This window comes from Streptomyces sp. NPDC056361, from assembly GCF_042262805.1.
GTDB lineage: Bacteria > Actinomycetota > Actinomycetes > Streptomycetales > Streptomycetaceae > Streptomyces.
Window position 1 is genome coordinate 51,036 of the sequence record NZ_JBHJQI010000010.1, and the last position, 17,468, is coordinate 68,503.

At 70.7% G+C, this 17,468-nt stretch carries 15 protein-coding genes; 11 read left to right on the forward strand and 4 right to left on the reverse strand.

Going from position 1 to position 17,468, the window contains the following annotated elements:
* Positions 1-348: 348 nt before the first annotated feature.
* Both ACFCY7_RS05340 and ACFCY7_RS05345 read left to right on the forward strand, forming a co-directional pair.
* Positions 349-708 (forward strand): hypothetical protein, encoded by a 360-nt coding sequence (locus ACFCY7_RS05340; protein ID WP_376481497.1) that lies wholly within the window; start codon positions 349-351, stop codon positions 706-708.
* Between the two features lie 9 nt (positions 709-717).
* Positions 718-4,353 carry an NACHT domain-containing protein gene (locus ACFCY7_RS05345; protein WP_376481499.1) on the forward strand — a complete coding sequence of 1,212 codons (3,636 nt, stop codon included), beginning with the start codon at positions 718-720 and terminating at the stop codon, positions 4,351-4,353.
* Between the two features lie 223 nt (positions 4,354-4,576).
* On the opposite strand, the gene ACFCY7_RS05350 is transcribed toward ACFCY7_RS05345, so the two are convergent.
* The 4 genes from ACFCY7_RS05350 to ACFCY7_RS05365 form a co-directional block, all read right to left on the reverse strand.
* The gene (locus ACFCY7_RS05350; RefSeq protein ID WP_376481501.1) at positions 4,577-5,260 is read right to left on the reverse strand and encodes a FadR/GntR family transcriptional regulator; all 684 of its coding nucleotides are present in this window, start codon (positions 5,258-5,260) and stop codon (positions 4,577-4,579) included.
* Positions 5,261-5,347: 87 nt separating this feature from the next.
* On the reverse strand, positions 5,348-6,379 hold the full coding sequence (locus tag ACFCY7_RS05355) for an ABC transporter permease (protein WP_376481502.1): 1,032 nt from the start codon (positions 6,377-6,379) through the stop codon (positions 5,348-5,350).
* On the reverse strand, positions 6,363-7,919 hold the full coding sequence (locus tag ACFCY7_RS05360; RefSeq protein WP_376481504.1) for a sugar ABC transporter ATP-binding protein: 1,557 nt from the start codon (positions 7,917-7,919) through the stop codon (positions 6,363-6,365). The genes ACFCY7_RS05355 and ACFCY7_RS05360 overlap by 17 nt, the downstream gene beginning before the upstream one ends.
* Positions 7,920-8,020: 101 nt before the next feature.
* Entirely contained in the window at positions 8,021-9,064 is a 1,044-nt protein-coding gene (locus tag ACFCY7_RS05365; protein ID WP_376481506.1) for a sugar ABC transporter substrate-binding protein, read from the reverse strand.
* Between the two features lie 385 nt (positions 9,065-9,449).
* On the opposite strand from ACFCY7_RS05365, the gene ACFCY7_RS05370 reads away from it, so the two are divergent.
* From ACFCY7_RS05370 to ACFCY7_RS05410, 9 genes are read left to right on the forward strand one after another with little or no spacing between them, the layout of a single operon-like run.
* On the forward strand, positions 9,450-10,301 hold the full coding sequence (locus ACFCY7_RS05370; RefSeq protein ID WP_376481507.1) for a fumarylacetoacetate hydrolase family protein: 852 nt from the start codon (positions 9,450-9,452) through the stop codon (positions 10,299-10,301).
* An 11-nt stretch (positions 10,302-10,312) separates the two neighbouring features.
* Positions 10,313-11,650, forward strand: coding sequence for an L-fuconate dehydratase (locus ACFCY7_RS05375; protein ID WP_376481509.1), 1,338 nt, complete (start codon positions 10,313-10,315; stop codon positions 11,648-11,650).
* Positions 11,647-12,408, forward strand: a complete 762-nt coding sequence (locus ACFCY7_RS05380) for an SDR family NAD(P)-dependent oxidoreductase (RefSeq protein ID WP_376481511.1) — start codon at positions 11,647-11,649, stop codon at positions 12,406-12,408. The genes ACFCY7_RS05375 and ACFCY7_RS05380 overlap by 4 nt, the downstream gene beginning before the upstream one ends.
* A gap of 2 nt (positions 12,409-12,410) precedes the next feature.
* Complete coding sequence (locus ACFCY7_RS05385) at positions 12,411-13,403, forward strand: aldo/keto reductase (protein ID WP_376481572.1); 993 nt, start codon at positions 12,411-12,413, stop codon at positions 13,401-13,403.
* The gene (locus ACFCY7_RS05390; protein WP_376481513.1) at positions 13,403-14,143 is read left to right on the forward strand and encodes a (Fe-S)-binding protein; all 741 of its coding nucleotides are present in this window, start codon (positions 13,403-13,405) and stop codon (positions 14,141-14,143) included. Before ACFCY7_RS05385 ends, ACFCY7_RS05390 begins: the two co-directional genes overlap by 1 nt.
* Positions 14,140-15,609 (forward strand): LutB/LldF family L-lactate oxidation iron-sulfur protein, encoded by a 1,470-nt coding sequence (locus ACFCY7_RS05395; RefSeq protein WP_376481516.1) that lies wholly within the window; start codon positions 14,140-14,142, stop codon positions 15,607-15,609. Before ACFCY7_RS05390 ends, ACFCY7_RS05395 begins: the two co-directional genes overlap by 4 nt.
* Positions 15,609-16,259 (forward strand): lactate utilization protein C, encoded by a 651-nt coding sequence (locus ACFCY7_RS05400; protein ID WP_376481517.1) that lies wholly within the window; start codon positions 15,609-15,611, stop codon positions 16,257-16,259. Before ACFCY7_RS05395 ends, ACFCY7_RS05400 begins: the two co-directional genes overlap by 1 nt.
* Complete coding sequence (locus ACFCY7_RS05405; protein ID WP_376481519.1) at positions 16,256-16,567, forward strand: L-rhamnose mutarotase; 312 nt, start codon at positions 16,256-16,258, stop codon at positions 16,565-16,567. The genes ACFCY7_RS05400 and ACFCY7_RS05405 overlap by 4 nt, the downstream gene beginning before the upstream one ends.
* A complete protein-coding gene (locus tag ACFCY7_RS05410) occupies positions 16,555-17,433 on the forward strand; it encodes an amidohydrolase family protein (RefSeq protein WP_376481521.1) in 879 nt (292 codons plus the stop codon). The genes ACFCY7_RS05405 and ACFCY7_RS05410 overlap by 13 nt, the downstream gene beginning before the upstream one ends.
* Positions 17,434-17,468 lie beyond the last annotated feature (35 nt).

Genomic DNA, 17,468 nt, shown 5'->3' on the forward strand with positions numbered 1-17,468 from the left:
GACCTCGTCCTGCGGAGACAACCTCGACCGCGCAGCACGGACGATCCACTGTCCGCCGGCGTGGGCGGGGACCTCCCGCCGAACTCGCGTCCACCGCCACCACCCTCGTCGAGGACGCCCGGCTCTGCCAGCACAGCCCGGTCCAGTACCGCCCTGAACCGAACGCCGCGGCCGATGGCCATAGGTTCGGCCGTGTTCATCGACGCCCGTGACGACCTCGATGAGAAATGCGGGGGGGTGCTCCGTTACCGCGGACTGTGCTGCTGGAGGAGTTGGAACCGCAGTACGGTTGCGTCGCGTTCTTCACACGGAGGCTGCGTGTCCATGCTCAGAGGCGGAGGAGATTCCGTGGAACCCATCTCGGCACAACTGTTGATGACACTGGCGGGAGCCGCGGCTGGGAGCGCCGGGCAGCAGCTGTGGGAGTCCTTGCGCACTCTGGTGACACGCAGGTCACACGGCGATGGACAACGCGCAGAAGACGCGGAGCTCACAGGCCTGGAAGAGCACCCGGACAGCGCCGAACGTGCTCGCGAGCTGGCGAACGTCCTGCGGCTCAGGGCCGCGCAGGACCCCGATTTCGCCGAAGCGCTCGCGCAGGTTCAGCGACAGGCCGAGGGGCACTCGGGCGGCTTCTGGATCACCGGCGGCACCCAGCACAACGTCATCCAGGCCGAGAACATTCATGGCCCCATCAACTTGAGCTGAGGCAGCGCGGTGGCAGGGCAGCGGGGGTGGGGATGGCCGCGCCTCGGGATTTCGGGTGGACGGCAGAAGACGGTCGTCCAGGCCGGGCACGTCGACAACATCGTGATCGCGGTCGACGTGGGCGGCTGGTTCGGCCTCGCCGCCTTCGCCGTGGTGCTGCTCGTCGCCGAGCCCGCCCTGCCGCTGCCGTCCGGTCTCGGCCCCGGGCCCGCGACCGTCGGCTGGTTGCTCCTCGCGGCCCTCATGGCCGTCGACCTCGCGCAACGCGTGCTGGATCGGGTCCGGGAGCGCCGCGAAGGCGCCTGGCGGTCCGAGAAGAATCTCGCGGGGGCTGCCGACACTCTGGCCGAGGACCTGTGCGTGCGGTACAGACGGGACGAACGCTGGGCGCAGATCCACGATCCAGAGCCCATCGAGGTGGCCTGGCGGGAGGCGGACGGCCCACCGGAACCCCAACTGGGCTCCTTCCTGGAGTACATCTCCAAGAAACCCCCGCAGCGGCTGGTCATCCTGGGTGGTGCGGGCGCAGGGAAGTCGATCCTGGTGTTGCGCCTTGCGGAGGGGCTGCTCAGAGAACGCGAGCGCCTCACTGCGAGGCAAGGGCCCGTGCCCGTCATCGTATCGCTCGCCTCCTGGAACCCACGCCAAGGGCTGTACCACTGGATCGCAGGGCAGGTGGCGGACGACCATCCGCGCGCGTGCACACCGGTCTCGGGTGCCCCACCCGCCGGCGTCGCCCTGGAACTGCTGCGGTCACAGCGCATCCTGCCCGTCCTGGACGGCTTCGACGAACTGCCGCACGGCGTACGGGAGGAGGCCATGCGGCAGCTTCAGGCGAGCACGAAGGGCGGGAACCCGTTCGTCTTGACCAGCCGGGCGGAGGAATACACCGAGCACGCGCTCGACCAGAGCCGCTTCGCCCGCACCGAGATCGTTCTGTGCCCGCTGACGGACGATGCGGTGGCCGCGTATCTGAACCCGGGCGGCAGACCCAAGGCCCGCTGGTCCGCCGTCCTCGACCGCCTGGCCGCCGCTGACGACGAATCCCCTGAGGCGCGGCTGCGCATGGTGCTGCGGGTGCCGCTGCACCTGAGCCTGGCCCGGGAGGCATACGGCACGGGCAGTGCCGACCCGGGCGAACTGCTCGAGCCGGGTGGCTTCGCCGACATCAAGGACATCGAGCGCCGGTTGTACGACGCCTATCTCGACACCGTGTACAGCGCGTCCCACGACATCCGTGCCGCACGCGGCGCCAGGGACCCGGAGCAGGCACGCGCGTGGGCGGGCTTCCTGGCCGCGCGCATGAAGGCCGACAACCGGCAGGACCTCGCCTGGTGGCGCCTCGACGAGGACATGCCATGGCGGGTGCGCGCCCTGGGCCTGGTGCCTCCGTTCGCACTGAGCACCGCCCTGGTCTCGTCGAGCGTGCACGGAGCCCCCGCCTGGCACGCGCGATGGGGCCTGCCGTTGTGGGGTGCCTACGCTCTGCTGTGCCTCGTGGCCTTCCTGTACGCGGCTACCTCCGCGGAGGGCACGGAGCATCGGCCGCCGCAGGAGGTCGTGCGCCTCACCGGGAAGCGGCTGCGGGAGGCCCTTGGCAGCCGGCGCGGCCGGGTCGTGGGCGTCCTCGTGGCGGCGCTTCTCACGGCGGGTTGGACCGCCGCGACAGCCGGCGATTCCGGCCTGTGGCTGTGGGCCATGGTCGCCGCGAGCCTGACGACCCTGCAGCGATGCTGTCGTCGGCTGCTGCTCGGCGCCGCGGACCCGTCCCTGGCGCCATCCCCGGCCGCACTTCTGCGCACCGATCGGCAAGCGGTGGCGGTGCTCGGATGGCTCACCCCAGCAGGGCGCCCCGCGCTGTTTCTGCTGTGCCTTGTGCCCGTGGGAATGCTGCCTTTCACGCCTTTCGCCGATAACACGGTCGTTTTCACCGCCGATGAGCGCGTGATCGGATTCGCGCTCGACCTGGCCGAGTCGCTGCTCATCGTCTTCGCCCCCTTGCTGTTCGCCGCCTGGGAACATCGCGCACGCCTCGTGCCTCTCACTCTTCTGCTGCCGCCGGCACTGCTCGGCCTGTGGGCGGTCCACGGCACGGCAGAGGGTTTCGTCGACACCGGCGACTGGGTGCTCACCGTGGCTGGAACACTGGCCAGTTGGCTGCTGTACGTCATCGCGGTCTCGGCGTGGGGAAGATTTCAGGTGGCCCGCCTGTACTTCGCAGCCACCGGCAGACTCCCGCTGCGGATCATGGCGTTCCTCAAGGATGCGCACCAGCGGGGGGTGCTGCGCCAGTCGGGCGGAGCGTACCGCTTCCGCCACATCGAGCTGCGAGACCGACTGGCGAACACGGCAAGCGCAGACGCTCACGACGCGACCCGATCGCCAGGGAAACGACGCCAGCTGGCAGCCGGCGCATTGGCCCTCGTCCTCCTCGCGGGGGCTTACACCGTGATCGTCAAGGGCGCCGCACAAGCCGACGCGCCCCCCGGTCCGGTGCGCGCACTGCCCGCCGCGTGCGACCTCTTGGAAGACGAAGACGTGGCAGCCCTCATCGACGACGCCCAGGAACGGACCCTGGAGCAGACTCCTCCGACGGTCCTGGGTCGGCATTCGCCGAGCTCATGCATCGTCGATGAACAGTCACCCTTCGCCCCGGCGGTACAAATCAAGTTGTCGGCGCAAGTCGTGACGGCGTTCCACACCACGGGGGCCGTGACCATGGCCAAGTCGACATTCGACAGATTCGGGATGCGGGATCTCGGCCTGACGGGCGGGACGGCCCGGGCCATCGACGGGCTCGGCGACGAGGCCGAACTGATCACGGGATCCCAATGGATCGTCGAAGCCGGATATCCGTTCCCCAAGGTGGCCAAGGTGATCATCAGGAAGGGCAACGCGGTGATCGACGTCCAGTACGCCGAGGAGTTCGCTGACCTCGACCGCGTCACCGAGGTCGCCCGGATCCTCGCCGGGGCCGCCCTGCGCAAGGCGGGGCTCACGGATGCCATCGCTTTGGGGGGCACCCGCGCACTGAAGGACTTGCCGCGCGCTCGGATCCCCGCTGGGGACAACCGGTTTGTCCAGTACATCGGGACGCCGTACCAGCCGGTGTACGGCGCCCGGTGGAAGGGCGCAGAGCGGTCTGTGATCCGCCGGATCCCGGGGACGGCACTGACCGCCCGCGTCCCGAAATACCTGAAGTGCGTCTTGGACGAGCACCACGAACTGAAGCCCGACGACAAGGCGAACGGCATCTCCCGCTGCGAGGGCGAGGAGGAGGCCGTTCGCGCGGAGCTCATCCCACGGCTCGGGATCGATGCCCGGTCGCACTACTGCGGTGCGCGGTGCGACACGAAGGAGGTCCGCGTCTTCCAGGAATCAATCCCCGGCGAAGCCCAGAGCCGGTGGCTGAAGCACGGAGACGCGACGCACTACGGCATCGACCACCCGGAGCCCGGCCGATACCGCATGTCCCTGAAACAGCGGTGGGGCTTCAGGGGCGGCGACGGCAGGGCGCATGCGTATCTCCTCTGGATCAGGGTCGACGTGCCGGAAGAGCAGGCCGAGTTGGCGCAGAAGATCGTGAACGATGCGTTCGCGCAGACCTGCGCCTTCCCTACGGCGGATCACCCTTGCGTGCTGTGACGCCGTGAAGGGCCGGCCACCCGTGCCGGCGGGGCCCAGCCCGCCCACACCAGCCCGCATGGGCCGCCGCCACACCGGCCACCCCTCGATTCGCAGTCACGCGCCAGGCGGCGGTGCTGCATCACTGTGGAAGGGCCTGGGTTCCGGGCAGAGCCGCACATGCGCCCGCTCTGTGCAGCGCCCGCCTATCGCCACGCCCGTGCGGTCCGCTTTCGCATGCCGGTCACTCGACCGGGAGGCCGGATGCCAGCCAGTCCTCGACGGCTACGACGTGCACCATGCTGGCAGAGGCCGCCAGTTGGGCGTCGCCCGCGGACAATGCCCGCCAGATGGCCTCGTGGTCGCGGTGGGCCTGTTCGCGGGCCGGGGCGTGCTGGGTGCCGCGGACGATGCGCAGGCGCTGCGTGTGCGTCGAGAGGATGCCGAGGAGCGTCGAGAGCACCGGATTGCCCACGGAATCGGCGATCGCGCGATGGAACTCGATGTCCAGGGCGACGAACGTCTCGATGTCGATGCCCTCCTCGGCACTCCGGTCGAGGATGCCGCGCAGCTCCTTCAGCTGTTCGTCCGTGAGGCAGCCGGCCGCGAGAGCCGTGACCTGCGGCTCCAGCAGCCTCCGTACCTGGAGGAGTTGACCTGCCGTGTGGCCGTGGGAGACGTCCGCCGCGAAGGCGAGCGACTCCAGGAGGAGATGGGGCTCCAGGCCGGACACGTACGTGCCGTCGCCCTGCCGGGGAACGAGGATCCGCATCGCGGTGAGCGCCCGGACGGCCTCGCGCAACGAGCTGCGGGAGAGGCCCAGCTGGTCGGCCAGATCGGCCTCGTTGGGGAGGCGGGCGCCCGGTTGCAGGGCGCCGGAGACGATCATTTCCTTGATCTTCTCGATGGCCAGGTCGGTGACCGCCATGCTGTGGTTCTCCTGGGGTGAGCGCCGAAGCGGCGTTGCCCGCACCCGAGGGACGGACAGCGTCGCTTCGGCGGTGAGGGCGGAGGTCTATTCCTGCTTCTCGCCGGAGGCGAAGCGGGAAATGATCAGCGCGACGATGATGATCGCGCCGTTGAGGAACTGGTTCCACAACGGTGGCACTCCGGCGAGGGTCATGACGTTGACCACGAGCTGGAGTGTGAGCACGCCTGTGAGCGCGCCGAAGAGAGTGCCCCGGCCGCCGTTGAGGCTGACGCCGCCGATGACGGTGGCGGCGAAGACCTGGAAGATCCAGCCGTTGCCCTGGTCGGCGGAGATGGACCCGTAGTGACCCGTGTAGAGGATTCCGGCGAAGGCGGCAATCAGACTGCCGAGGATCAGAACGGTCCACACGACGCGGTCGACCCGGATGCCCGCGGCGCGCGCGGCCTCGGAGTTGCCGCCGATCGCGTAGAGGGCGCGGCCGTGGCGCAACCAGGCGAGCGCGCTGCCGGTGACGAGGAACAGGAGTCCGCAGATCCAGATGGCAGCGGGTACGCCGAGCCAGCTCGCGCGGCCGAGGTACGTGAAGGAGCTGGGCAGGTTGACGATCGACTGGCCCTCGGAGACAGCGACCTGGAGGCCCCGGAGCAGGGTGAGCGCGCCGAGCGTGACGATGAAGCCGTTGAGGCGCAGCTTCAGGATGAGGAAGCCGTTGACCGCTCCGATGACCGCGCCGACCAGCAGGCACAGCGGGATCGCGGCCCAGTAGGGAAACAGACCGAGGCCGTTGAACCGGGCGCCGTGGTCGGGCAGGACCAGCCAGACGGCGATGACCGGGGCGACGCCGATGGTGGATTCCAGGGAGAGGTCCATCCGGCCGGAGATCAGGATCAGGGCCTGGGCCAGGACGAGCAGGCTGAGTTCGGTGGCCTGCTGTGCGACGCCGAGGAGGTTGTCGGACGTGAGGAAGGCCGGTGACACGGCGAACCCGATGACGCACAGGACGAGCAGGACGGGTACGAGAGACAGGTCGCGGTAGCGGGCCAGGGTGAAGCGGCGGTCCGCCGGCGCGGGAACGGCCGCGGTCGGGACCGCGCGGATCTCAGTGGTGGGAGACATCTGATTCCTTCGTGTGGTTCAGGCCGGTCATGCCCTCCATGGCGGCGACGAGTTGTTCGTCGCTCCAGCCGTGCGGGAACTCGGCGACGACGCGTCCGTGGAACATGACCAGGACGCGGTCGCACACCCGGAGGTCGTCGAGTTCGTCGGAGACGATCAGGGCGCTCCTTCCGTCGTCGGCGACCTCGCGGACCGTACCGAGCAGGGACTCCTTGGACTTGACGTCCACGCCGTTGGTCGGCCGGACGGCGACCAGGACGTGCGGCTCCGTGGCGAGGGCGCGCGCGATGACGACCTTCTGCTGGTTGCCGCCGGACAGGTCGGAGACGGAGGCGGAGGCCCCGGGCGTCTTGATGTCGAGGTCGGCGATCATCCGCTCGGCGAAGGCCCTGGTCCGTGAAGGCAGCACCATGCCGAACGGGCCGAGCTGATCGGTGACGGTGAGGGTGGCGTTCTCGGCGACGCTGCGCTCCGGCACGAGTCCCTGGATGTGCCGGTCCTCGGGTACGAAGCCGATGCCGGCCGCGAGGGCGTCGGGAACGCGTCCGGTGCGGACGGGACGGCCGGCGACCGTGACCGTGCCGGACCGGGGGCGCCGCAGTCCGGCCAGGGTCTCGCCGAGCTGGACGTTGCCGCTGGCCGCCGCTCCGGCGAGCCCCACGACCTCACCCGCGCGTGCGGTCAGGGTGACGTCGTGATAGACGCCGGTCAGGCTCAGGCCCGAGACGTCGAGGAGCGGAGCGCCGTGCGCGGACGTGCGGCCGGTCACCGACCAGGCGGGCTCGGTACCCCGGACGCTCTCACCGGTCATCGCCTCCACCAGGGCCTGCTGGTCGAGCTCGGCCACCGGGGCGGTGGTGATGTGCCGGGCGTCCCGGTAGACCGTCACCGTGGAGCAGAGCTCGTACACCTCCTGCAGGTGGTGGGAGATGAAGAGGAAGGCGACGCCCTGCCGCTGGAGGGCGCGGAGCTTGTCGAAGAGCTTCTCGATGCCGCGGGCGTCGAGCTTGGCCGTGGGCTCGTCGAGGACGATGAACCGGGCGCCGAAGGAGAGGGCCCGGGCGATCTCCACGAACTGGCGCTGCTCGACGGTGAGGTCCTCTGCGCGGGCGGTCGGGTCGACCTCCACGCCGTACTCGGCGAGCAGGTCGCTCGCGCGGTGCCGCAACCGCTTCCAGCTGATCGGGCGCAGCGCACCGGAGCTCTGCCGGTCGAGGAAGAGGTTCTCCGCGACGGTCAGGCCCGGGATGATCGTGGAGCGCTGGTAGACGCAGGCCACCTTGGAGCGCCACGCGTCGGTGTCACCGGGCGCAGGCGCCGGCTGCCCCTGGAAGCGCAGGGTGCCGGTGTCGGGCTGCTGCAGGCCGGTGAGGATCGACACGAGCGTGGACTTGCCCGCGCCGTTGCGGCCGACGAGGGCGTGGGATTCGCCCGGTGCCACGGAGATGCGTGCGTCGCTGAGGGCGACCGTGGCACCGAAGCGCTTGCTGATCCCGTCGGCCTCGACGACGGGGCCCCGGACGGGGCTGGGGTCCGCCATGGCGGGAGGGTCCTTTCGGCTGGAGCGGCGTGCGGTCAGGACCGTGAGCGGCGGCGCCGGAAGGTGCTCGGCAGGCCGCCGCTCACGGGGTCCGGGAGGGACTACTTGCCGACGTTGTTGCCCCACAGGGCCTTGTCGTCGACGTTCTCCTTGGTGATCAAGGGGGCGGGGAGCTGGTCCTCGAGGCCGTTGGGCAGGGCGACGATCGTCGACTGGTGGTCGGTCGGGCCGGGCTTGAAGGTCTTGCCTTCGGCGGCGGCCTGCGCGTAGTGGAGGGCGTACTTGGCGTAGAGGTCCGCGGGCTGCGAGACGGTCGCGTCGATCTGGCCCTCGCGGATCGCCTTGAGCTCCGCCGGGATGCCGTCGTTGGAGACGATGCTGATGTGTCCCGGCTGTCCGGCGGGCTTGAGCAGGCCCTTCTGCTGGAGCAGTGCGAGGGTGGGCTGGAGGAAGACGCCGCCGGCCTGCATGTAGATGCCGCCGAGGTCCGGATGGGCGGCCAGGGTGGACTGGAGCTTGGCCGAGGCGACGTCCCCCTTCCAGTCGGTGGCGAGCTCGATCACCTTGATGCCGGGGTAGTTCTCCTTCATGCAGGCGGCGAAGGCCTCGGAGCGGTCGCGTCCGTTGATGGAGCTCAGGGCGCCCTGGAGCTCCGCGACCTTGCCCTTTCCTCCGAGCTGCTTGCCGAGGAACTCGCAGGCCTTGGTGCCGTACGCCTTGTTGTCGGCGCGCACCACCATGTAGACGTCCCCCTTGTCGGGACGCGTGTCGACGCTGACCACCGGGATCTTCCTGGAGGCGAGCGTCTCGAGGGTGGAGGCGATCGCGCCGGTGTCCTGCGGGGCCATGACGACGGCCTTGGCGCCGGTGTTCTGGAAGACCTGGACGTTGGCCACGAGCTTCGTCACGTCGTTCTGGGAGTTGCTCACCGGCAGGGTGTTGAGGCCCTGGCCCTTGGCGTCCCGCTCGATGTACTGCGCGTAGGAGTTCCAGAAGTCGGAGTCCGCGCGCGGCAGGTCGATGCCGAGTGCCGGCTTGCCGCCGGAGGAGGCCGTGTCGCTGCCGCGGTTGCAGGCGGTGGCGAACCCCGCCAGGACGGCCACGGCGGCGGCCGTGGCCGCGATTCTGGAGGAGCGAGGCTTCATCGTGCTGATCTCCTTGGCTGGAGTGCGGGTGCCCCTGACGGGGTGGGGAGCCGGGGGCGTGATCCGGCGATGCGGAACGGCCGGAGATTCCCGAGTCATCGGATGGCTCGGGGCAACGAGGACCTTACGAGTCGGAAACCTGACTGACAAGAGGAAACCTCGGATGAATGACGAAACAGCTTCCGGGCGCCTTTGATGCATAGTCAGGTGAAGGCACAAGCGTGCTGACCTGTGGAGAGAGGGATGAGCGCCTCGCTCGGTCGACAAACATCGGATGACTCCTTGCGGTGAGGCGAGGGAGGCTCGTATGGTCATGCCGCCGCGGATTCATCAGATGTGTCGGCTTGAGGGGCGTGATCCCCGAAGCGACGACAGGAGACGAGACATGAAGCTGATGCGTATCGGCATGCCCGGGGACGAGACCCCGGCGGTCCTGGACGAGGACGGCGCCGCGTTCGACCTCAGTACCCTCACCACGGACATCGACGGGCCGTTCCTCGCCTCGGGCGGGATCGACCGCGTCCGGCGGGCGCTCGCGCGAGGCGAGCTGCCGCGCCTCGACGTCGCCGGCCGGCGGACAGGGGCCCCGGTGGCCCGTCCCGGCAAGGTGGTCTGCGTCGGCCTCAACTACCGCGACCACGCCGAGGAGACCGGCGCGCCCGTCCCCGAGCGGCCGGTGGTGTTCATGAAGGACCCCTCCACCGTCGTGGGCCCGTACGACGACGTGCTGATCCCGCGCGGGTCGGTCAAGACCGACTGGGAGGTCGAACTCGCGGTCGTCATCGGCCGGGAGGCCCGCTACCTCGCGAGCCCCGCCGACGCCCACGGCCACATCGCCGGCTACGCCGTCAGCCACGACGTGTCCGAGCGGGAGTTCCAGCTCGAGTTCTCCGCCCAGTGGGACCTCGGCAAGTCCTGCGAGACCTTCAACCCGCTCGGCCCCTGGCTGGTCACCCCCGACGAGGCGGGCGACCCCCAGACCCTGGGCCTGACCCTGGCCGTCGACGGCGAGGTCCGCCAGAACGGTCACACCAAGAACATGGTCTTCGACGTCGCGCACCTCGTCTGGTACCTGAGCCAGTACATGGTGCTGCGCCCCGGAGACGTCATCAACACCGGGACCCCGGCCGGCGTGGCCCTCGGCCTGCCCGGCACCCCCTACCTGCGCGCGGGTGACACCGTCGAGCTGTCCATCGACGGCCTCGGCACCCAGCGCCAGACGTTCATCAACGCGTGAAAGGCACCGAGTTGTCCTCAGCCGAAGCCCGGATCACCGCGGTCGACACCTACGACATCCGCTTCCCCACCTCGCGGGAGCTGGACGGGTCCGACGCCATGAATCCGGACCCCGACTACTCCGCCGCCTACGTCGTCCTGCGCACGTCCGCGGGCGAGCACGAAGGCCACGGCTTCACCTTCACCATCGGCCGCGGCAACGACGTCCAGGTCGCCGCCATCGACGCCCTGCGCGAGCACGTCGTCGGCAGGAGCGTCGACGAGGTGTGCGCCGATCCGGGAGACGTCTACCGCGCCCTCGTCGGCGACAGCCAACTGCGCTGGCTCGGGCCGGAGAAGGGGGTGATGCACATGGCGATCGGCGCCGTCGTCAACGCGGTCTGGGACCTCGCGGCCAAGCGCGAGGGCAAGCCGGTCTGGCAGTTCCTCGCCGACTCCGACCCGGAATGGCTGGTGAGCCAGATCGACTTCCGGTACATCAGCGACGCCCTCACCCGGGACGAGGCCCTGGAGCTGCTGACCAAGGGCAGGCAGGGTGCGGCCGAGCGCGCCGCCGGCCTGCTGCGGCAGGGCTACCCCGCCTACACCACCTCTCCCGGCTGGCTCGGCTACACCGACGAGAAGCTCACCCGCCTCGCCAAGAAGGCCGTCGCGGACGGCTTCACCCAGATCAAACTCAAGGTCGGCGCCGACCTCGCCGACGACATACGCCGCTGCCGCGCCGCTCGGGAAGCCGTCGGACCGGACATCCGCATGGCGATCGACGCCAACCAGCGCTGGGACGTCGACGAGGCGATCGAGTGGACGAACGCGCTCGCAGAGTTCGACCCGTACTGGATCGAGGAACCCACCAGCCCGGACGACGTCCTCGGCCACGCCGCCATCCGTCGCGGCGTCCAGCCGGTCAAGGTCGCCACCGGCGAGCACGTGCAGAACCGCATCGTCTTCAAGCAGCTCCTCCAGGCCGGCGCCGTCGACGTCCTCCAGCTGGACTCCGCCCGCGTCGCCGGTGTCAACGAGAACCTCGCCATCCTGCTGCTCGCCGCCAAGTTCGGCGTCCCCGTGTGCCCGCACGCCGGCGGCGTCGGATTGTGCGAACTCGTCCAGCACCTGTCGATGTTCGACTACGTGGCGCTCTCCGGCACCACCCAGGACCGGGTGGTCGAGTTCGTCGACCACCTCCACCAGCACTTCCTCGACCCGGTCGTGATCGACCGCGGACACTACCGGGCCCCCGTCACGCCCGGCTTCTCCGCCACCATGAAGCAGGCCAGCATCGACACGTACACCTTCCCGCACGGCGCCTTCTGGGTCGCCGACGCGGCCGAGGACACGGAGGGACGGGCATGACGACCGAACTCGCGGGGCTCACCGCCCTGGTCACCGGCGGTGCCTCCGGCATCGGCCTCGCCACCGCCCGGCTGCTCGCCGAGCGCGGAGCGGACGTCGCCGTCCTCGACCTCGACCCGAGCGGCGTCCCCGCCCCCCTGCGCGGCTTCACCGCCGACGTCTCCGACGACGAATCGGTCCACGGCGCCGTGCAGGCGGCAGCCGAGACTCTCGGAGGGATCGACATCCTGGTCAACAACGCCGGTATCGGGGCCGCCGGCACCGTCGAGGACAACCCGGACGCACAGTGGCACCGCGTCCTGGACGTCAACGTCCTCGGCGTCGTCCGCACCACCCGGGCCGCCCTGCCGCACCTGCGGCGGTCGGCACACGCCGCGATCGTCAACACCTGCTCGATCGCCGCGACCGCCGGACTGCCGCAGCGCGCGCTGTACTCGGCCAGCAAGGGCGCGGTGCTGTCCCTCACCCTCGCCATGGCCGCCGACCACGTCCGCGAAGGCATCCGGGTCAACTGCGTCAACCCCGGCACCGTCGACACCCCGTGGGTCGGCCGCCTTCTCGGCGCCGCCGACGACCCCGCCGCGGAGCGCTCCGCACTCGAAGCGCGCCAGCCCACCGGACGGCTGGTCTCCGCCGACGAGGTCGCCGCCTCCATCGCCTACCTCGCCTCCCCGGCCGCCGCCTCGGTGACCGGAACCGCCCTCGCCGTCGACGGCGGCATGGCCGGACTGCGTCTGCGACCGGAGCCGAAGCCTTGACCCTGGACCAGAACGCACTCGGTCGCAGCGCCGTACGGGTCACCGAGCTCGCCTTCGGCGCGGCCGGGATCGGCAACCTGTTCACCGCCGTCGCCGACGCCGAGGCGGAGCAGGCAGTGCACGCCGCCTGGGACGCGGGCGTACGGTACTTCGACACCGCCCCGCACTACGGCCTCGGCCTGTCCGAACGGCGCCTGGGCGCCGCCCTGCGCTCCCGCCCCCGGAACGATTACGTCGTGTCCACCAAGGTCGGCCGCCTCCTGGAGCCGACGCCGGGAGCCCCGGGCGACGACCTCGCGAACGGCTTCGCCGTGCCCGCCACCCACCGCCGGCGCTGGGACTTCAGCGCACGGGGTGTACGACGATCGATCGAAGGGAGCCTGGAGCGGCTCGGCCTCGACCGGATCGACGTCGTCTACCTCCACGACCCGGACGACCACGCCGGGCCGGCTCTCGACGAGGCGTACCCCGAGTTGGCCCGGATGCGGGACGAGGGGATGGTCGGCGCGATCGGCGTGGGCATGAACCAGGCAGACCTCCTCGCCCGCTTCGTCCGCGAGACCGACATCGACGCCGTCCTCCTTGCCGGCCGCTACACCCTCCTCGACCAGCGCGGCCTCACCGAGCTGCTGCCACTCGCCACCGACCGCGGCGTGGACGTCGTCATCGGCGGCGCCTTCAACTCCGGCCTGCTCGCCGACCCGCGACCCGGCGCGACGTACGACTACACCGCCGCGCCGCCCGACCTGCTGGCCCGGGCACTGGGCCTCAAGGCCGTCTGCGAACGCCACGGGGTGCCGCTGCGCGCCGCCGCCCTCCGCTTCCCCCTGGGGCACCCGGCTGTCGCGAGTGTCCTGGTCGGCACCCGCAGCGCCGCCGAGGCCCGCGACGCGGGCGCCATGCTCGGCCACCCCGTCCCGGACGCGCTGTGGGCGGAACTCAAGGAACGCGGGCTGCTGCCCTCGGACGTCCCGACCCCCGGGGAGGCCGGCTGATGCGCGTCGCCCTCTTCCTCACCTGCTTCAACGACACGATGTTCCCGGACACGGGCCGGGCCGTGGTGACCGTCCTCGAACGGCTCGGCCACACCGTGGACTTCCCGCAGGAGCAGACCTGCTGCGGGCAGATGCACTTCAACACCGGCTACCGGCCGGAGGCCGTTCCCCTGGTGGACCGCTTCGCGCGGACCTTCGACGGGTACGACGCGGTGGTCACGCCCTCCGCGTCGTGCGCCGGCATGATCCGCGACCAGCACCCCGTCCTCGCCCGGGACCACGGATCCGCCGCGCTCCAGCGGAAGGTCGCCGAAGTGGTGCCCCGCGTACATGAGTTCACCGAGTTCCTCGTCGACGTGCTGGGAGTCACGGACGTCGGCGCGCGGTTCCCGCACCGGGTGACGTACCACCCCACCTGCCACTCCCTGCGCGGCCTGCGCCTGGGCGATCGGCCGCATCGACTCCTGCGTGCGGTGAAGGACATCGAGCTCGTCGACTTCCCGGCCGCCGACTCCTGCTGCGGTTTCGGCGGCACCTTCGCCGTCAAGAACGCCGAGACGTCGAGCGCGATGCTCGCCGACAAGACCCGAGGAATCCTGGACAGCGGCGCCGAGGTGCTGTGCGCCGCCGACAACTCCTGCCTGATGCACATCGGCGGCGGACTGTCCCGCCAGGACAGCACCGTACGGACCATGCACCTGGCGGAGATCCTCGCGCAGGTCGAAGGAGCCGAACGATGAGCACCCCTGGTGACCGCGGAGTCGTCTGGCTCGGCTCCCCCTCCTTCCCCGACGCCGCCCGCGACGCGCTCAAGGACCCTCAGCTGCGGGCCAACCTGAAGCGGGCCACGTCCACGATCCGCGACAAGCGTCTCGCCGTCGCCTCCGAGCTGGACGACTGGGAAGAGCTGCGGACGTCGGCCGCCGCGATCAAGAAGCGGACCGCCCGCCATCTCGACCACTACCTCGTCCAGTTGGAGCAGTCCGTCACGGCCGCCGGCGGCACCGTCCACTGGGCATCCGACGCGGCCGAGGCCAACCGCATCGTCACCGACCTCGTCCGGGCCACCGGCGAACGCGAGGTCGTGAAGATCAAGTCGATGGCGACCCAGGAGATCGGCCTCAACGAGCACCTCGCCGACGCCGGGATCACCGCGTACGAGACCGACCTCGCCGAGCTCATAGTCCAGCTCGGCGACGACCGCCCCTCCCACATCCTCGTCCCCGCCATCCACAAGAACCGCACCGAGATCAGGGACCTCTTCGCCGCCGAGATGGGCCGCTGGGGGGAGCCGGCGCCCGACGGCCTCGGCGACGACCCGGCCGAACTCGCCGAGGCGGCCCGCCGCCACCTGAGGGAGAAGTTCCTCACCGCCAAGGTGGCCGTCTCCGGTGCCAACTTCGCCGTCGCCGACACCGGCACCGTCGTCGTGGTGGAGTCCGAGGGCAACGGCCGCATGTGCCTGACCCTGCCGCAGACCCTCATCACGGTCATGGGCATCGAGAAGGTCATCCCCACCTGGTCCGACCTGGAGGTCTTCCTCCAGCTCCTCCCCCGCTCCTCCACCGGCGAGCGGATGAACCCGTACACGTCCACCTGGACCGGCACCACGGACGGCGACGGACCGTCCGCGTTCCACCTGGTCCTCCTCGACAACGGCCGCACCGACACCCTCGCCGACACCGTCGGCCGCCAGGCACTCGCCTGCATCCGCTGCTCGGCCTGCCTCAACGTCTGCCCGGTCTTCGAGCGGACCGGCGGTCACGCCTACGGATCGGTCTACCCCGGCCCGATCGGCGCCGTCCTCACTCCACAGCTCGTGGGCGTCGAGAACGCGGCCTCCCTCCCGTTCGCCTCGACACTGTGCGGCGCGTGCTACGACGCCTGCCCCGTGAAGATCGACATCCCGGAGGTGCTGGCCCACCTGCGGGCCGAGGTCGTCGAGGCCAAGCGGTCCGCGAAACGCCTGCCCACCACTGAGGCCCTGGCCATGAAGGCCGCCGCCACCGTCCTCGACTCACCGGCACTGCTCACCGCCGCGCAGAAGGCCGCGAGCATCGGCGGCCGCGCCCTCGCCAGGGGCGGGCGCATCGGCCACCTGCCCGGCCCGCTGCACGGCTGGTCCGACACCCGCGACACCCCGGCCCCGCCCGCCGAGTCCTTCCGTACCTGGTGGCGCGAGAACAGAGCGAAGGAAGAGGAGTGATGAGCAGCCGCGACGCCGTACTCGGCCGCATCCGTGCCGCACTCGCCGACGTCCCACCCGACGAGACACCCGACGACGTGCCCGTACCCCGTGCGTACCTCCGCAGCCACACCACGCCCGGCGAGGATCTCGTCGCCCTGTTCGCCGAACGGGTCGCCGACTACCGTGCCACCGTCCACCGCACCGACGAGGCCGGGCTCCCCGCCACCCTCGCCGCCACGCTCGCCTCCCGCGGTGTTCACCACCTTGCCCTACCGGGCGGTTTTCCCGTCGAGTTGCTGCCTCCCGGCCCCTGGACCTGGCACAGGGAACCCCAGGATGTCTCCGACCTGGACGCGCTGGACGGGACGCTCACCCTCGCGGCGGCCGGCATCGCCGTCACCGGGACCGTCGTCCTCGACACCGGCCCCGGACAGGGCCGCCGCGCACTCACCCTCATCCCCGACTATCACCTCTGTGTCGTGTACGCCGAGCAGATCGCCGCCGACGTCCCCGACGCCCTCGCCCGGCTCGACCCGACCCGGCCGCTCACCTTCGTCTCCGGGCCTTCCGCCACCAGCGACATCGAACTCGACCGCGTCGAAGGCGTCCACGGCCCGCGCACCCTGGACGTCATCGTCGTCGACCCCACCCACCCGGAGAAACCATGAGGATCGCCCTGCACACGCGCGTCCGCGCGGACCGGATCGAGGAGTACGAGGCCGCACACCGGGCGGTGCCCGAGGAACTCACCGCCGCCATCCGCGCCGCCGGGGTCGACTCCTGGACGATCTGGCGCAGCGGCCGCGAACTCTTCCACGTCCTCGAATGCGAGGACTACGCCCGCCTGCTCGGCGAGCTCGAACACCTTCCGGTCAACGTGGGCTGGCAGGCGCGGATGGCCGACCTCCTCGACGTGACCCACGACTACTCCGAGCTCGGGGCCGGAGCCGGACTTCCGGTGGTGTGGCAGCTGTGAACGACCGGCAGATCATCGACGCGCACCACCACGTGTGGGATCTGTCGGTGCGCCCGCAGCCCTGGATCACGGGCGACGCGCTCGCACCGCTGGCCCGCTCGTTCTCGGCGGACGACCTCGCTCCCGAGGCGCGGGCGGCCGGCGTGGCCGCCACCGTCGTCGTCCAGACGGTCTGCGTCCCGGACGAGACACCCGAGCTCCTGGCCCTCGCCGCCGAGAGCGATCTCGTCGCCGGCGTCGTCGGCTGGACCGACCTGACCGCCCCCGGCGTCGCCGACGCGCTCGTCGCCCTGCGCGAAGGACCGGGCGGTGACCGGCTGGTGGGCATCCGCCACCAGGTGCAGGAGGAAGCGGACCCCGACTGGTTGCTGCGGCCCGACGTACAGCGCGGGCTGGCCGCCGTCGCCGACGCCGGGCTCGCCTACGACCTCGTCGTCACACCGGATCAACTGGCCGCCTGCGAGGAGGCGGCGGCGCGGCTCGACGGGCTGACCTTCGTCCTCGACCACCTCGGCAAACCGCCGATCGCCGCAGGCGCACTCGAACCCTGGGCCGCCGACGTACGCCGTCTCGCCGCCCTGCCCCACACCGTGTGCAAGCTCTCCGGCATGGTCACCGAGGCCGCCCCCGACACATGGCGGGTCGAGGAACTCGCTCCGTACGCCGACACCGTCCTGGACGCCTTCGGCCCACGACGGCTGCTCTTCGGCTCGGACTGGCCGGTCTGCACGCTCCAGGCCTCCTACCGCGAGGTCGTCCGGACCGCCGAACGCCTCACCGACCGACTGAGCCCGGCGGAGCGGGACGCGGTCTTCCATGACAACGCGATCGATGTCTACGGTTTTGGGCCCCACCCACGGGAGTGACCTATCCTGCACGGACCAGAACTCGAGAGGGGCGA

Coding starts and splice junctions, on each gene's coding strand:
- ACFCY7_RS05350 (WP_376481501.1), bottom strand. CDS start 5,260: ATGGCGGTCACCGACCTGGCCATCGAGAAGATCAAGGAAATGATCGTC.
- ACFCY7_RS05355 (WP_376481502.1), bottom strand. CDS start 6,379: ATGTCTCCCACCACTGAGATCCGCGCGGTCCCGACCGCGGCCGTTCCC.
- ACFCY7_RS05360 (WP_376481504.1), bottom strand. CDS start 7,919: ATGGCGGACCCCAGCCCCGTCCGGGGCCCCGTCGTCGAGGCCGACGGG.
- ACFCY7_RS05365 (WP_376481506.1), bottom strand. CDS start 9,064: ATGAAGCCTCGCTCCTCCAGAATCGCGGCCACGGCCGCCGCCGTGGCC.
- ACFCY7_RS05370 (WP_376481507.1), top strand. CDS start 9,450: ATGAAGCTGATGCGTATCGGCATGCCCGGGGACGAGACCCCGGCGGTC.
- ACFCY7_RS05380 (WP_376481511.1), top strand. CDS start 11,647: ATGACGACCGAACTCGCGGGGCTCACCGCCCTGGTCACCGGCGGTGCC.
- ACFCY7_RS05390 (WP_376481513.1), top strand. CDS start 13,403: ATGCGCGTCGCCCTCTTCCTCACCTGCTTCAACGACACGATGTTCCCG.
- ACFCY7_RS05395 (WP_376481516.1), top strand. CDS start 14,140: ATGAGCACCCCTGGTGACCGCGGAGTCGTCTGGCTCGGCTCCCCCTCC.
- ACFCY7_RS05400 (WP_376481517.1), top strand. CDS start 15,609: ATGAGCAGCCGCGACGCCGTACTCGGCCGCATCCGTGCCGCACTCGCC.
- ACFCY7_RS05405 (WP_376481519.1), top strand. CDS start 16,256: ATGAGGATCGCCCTGCACACGCGCGTCCGCGCGGACCGGATCGAGGAG.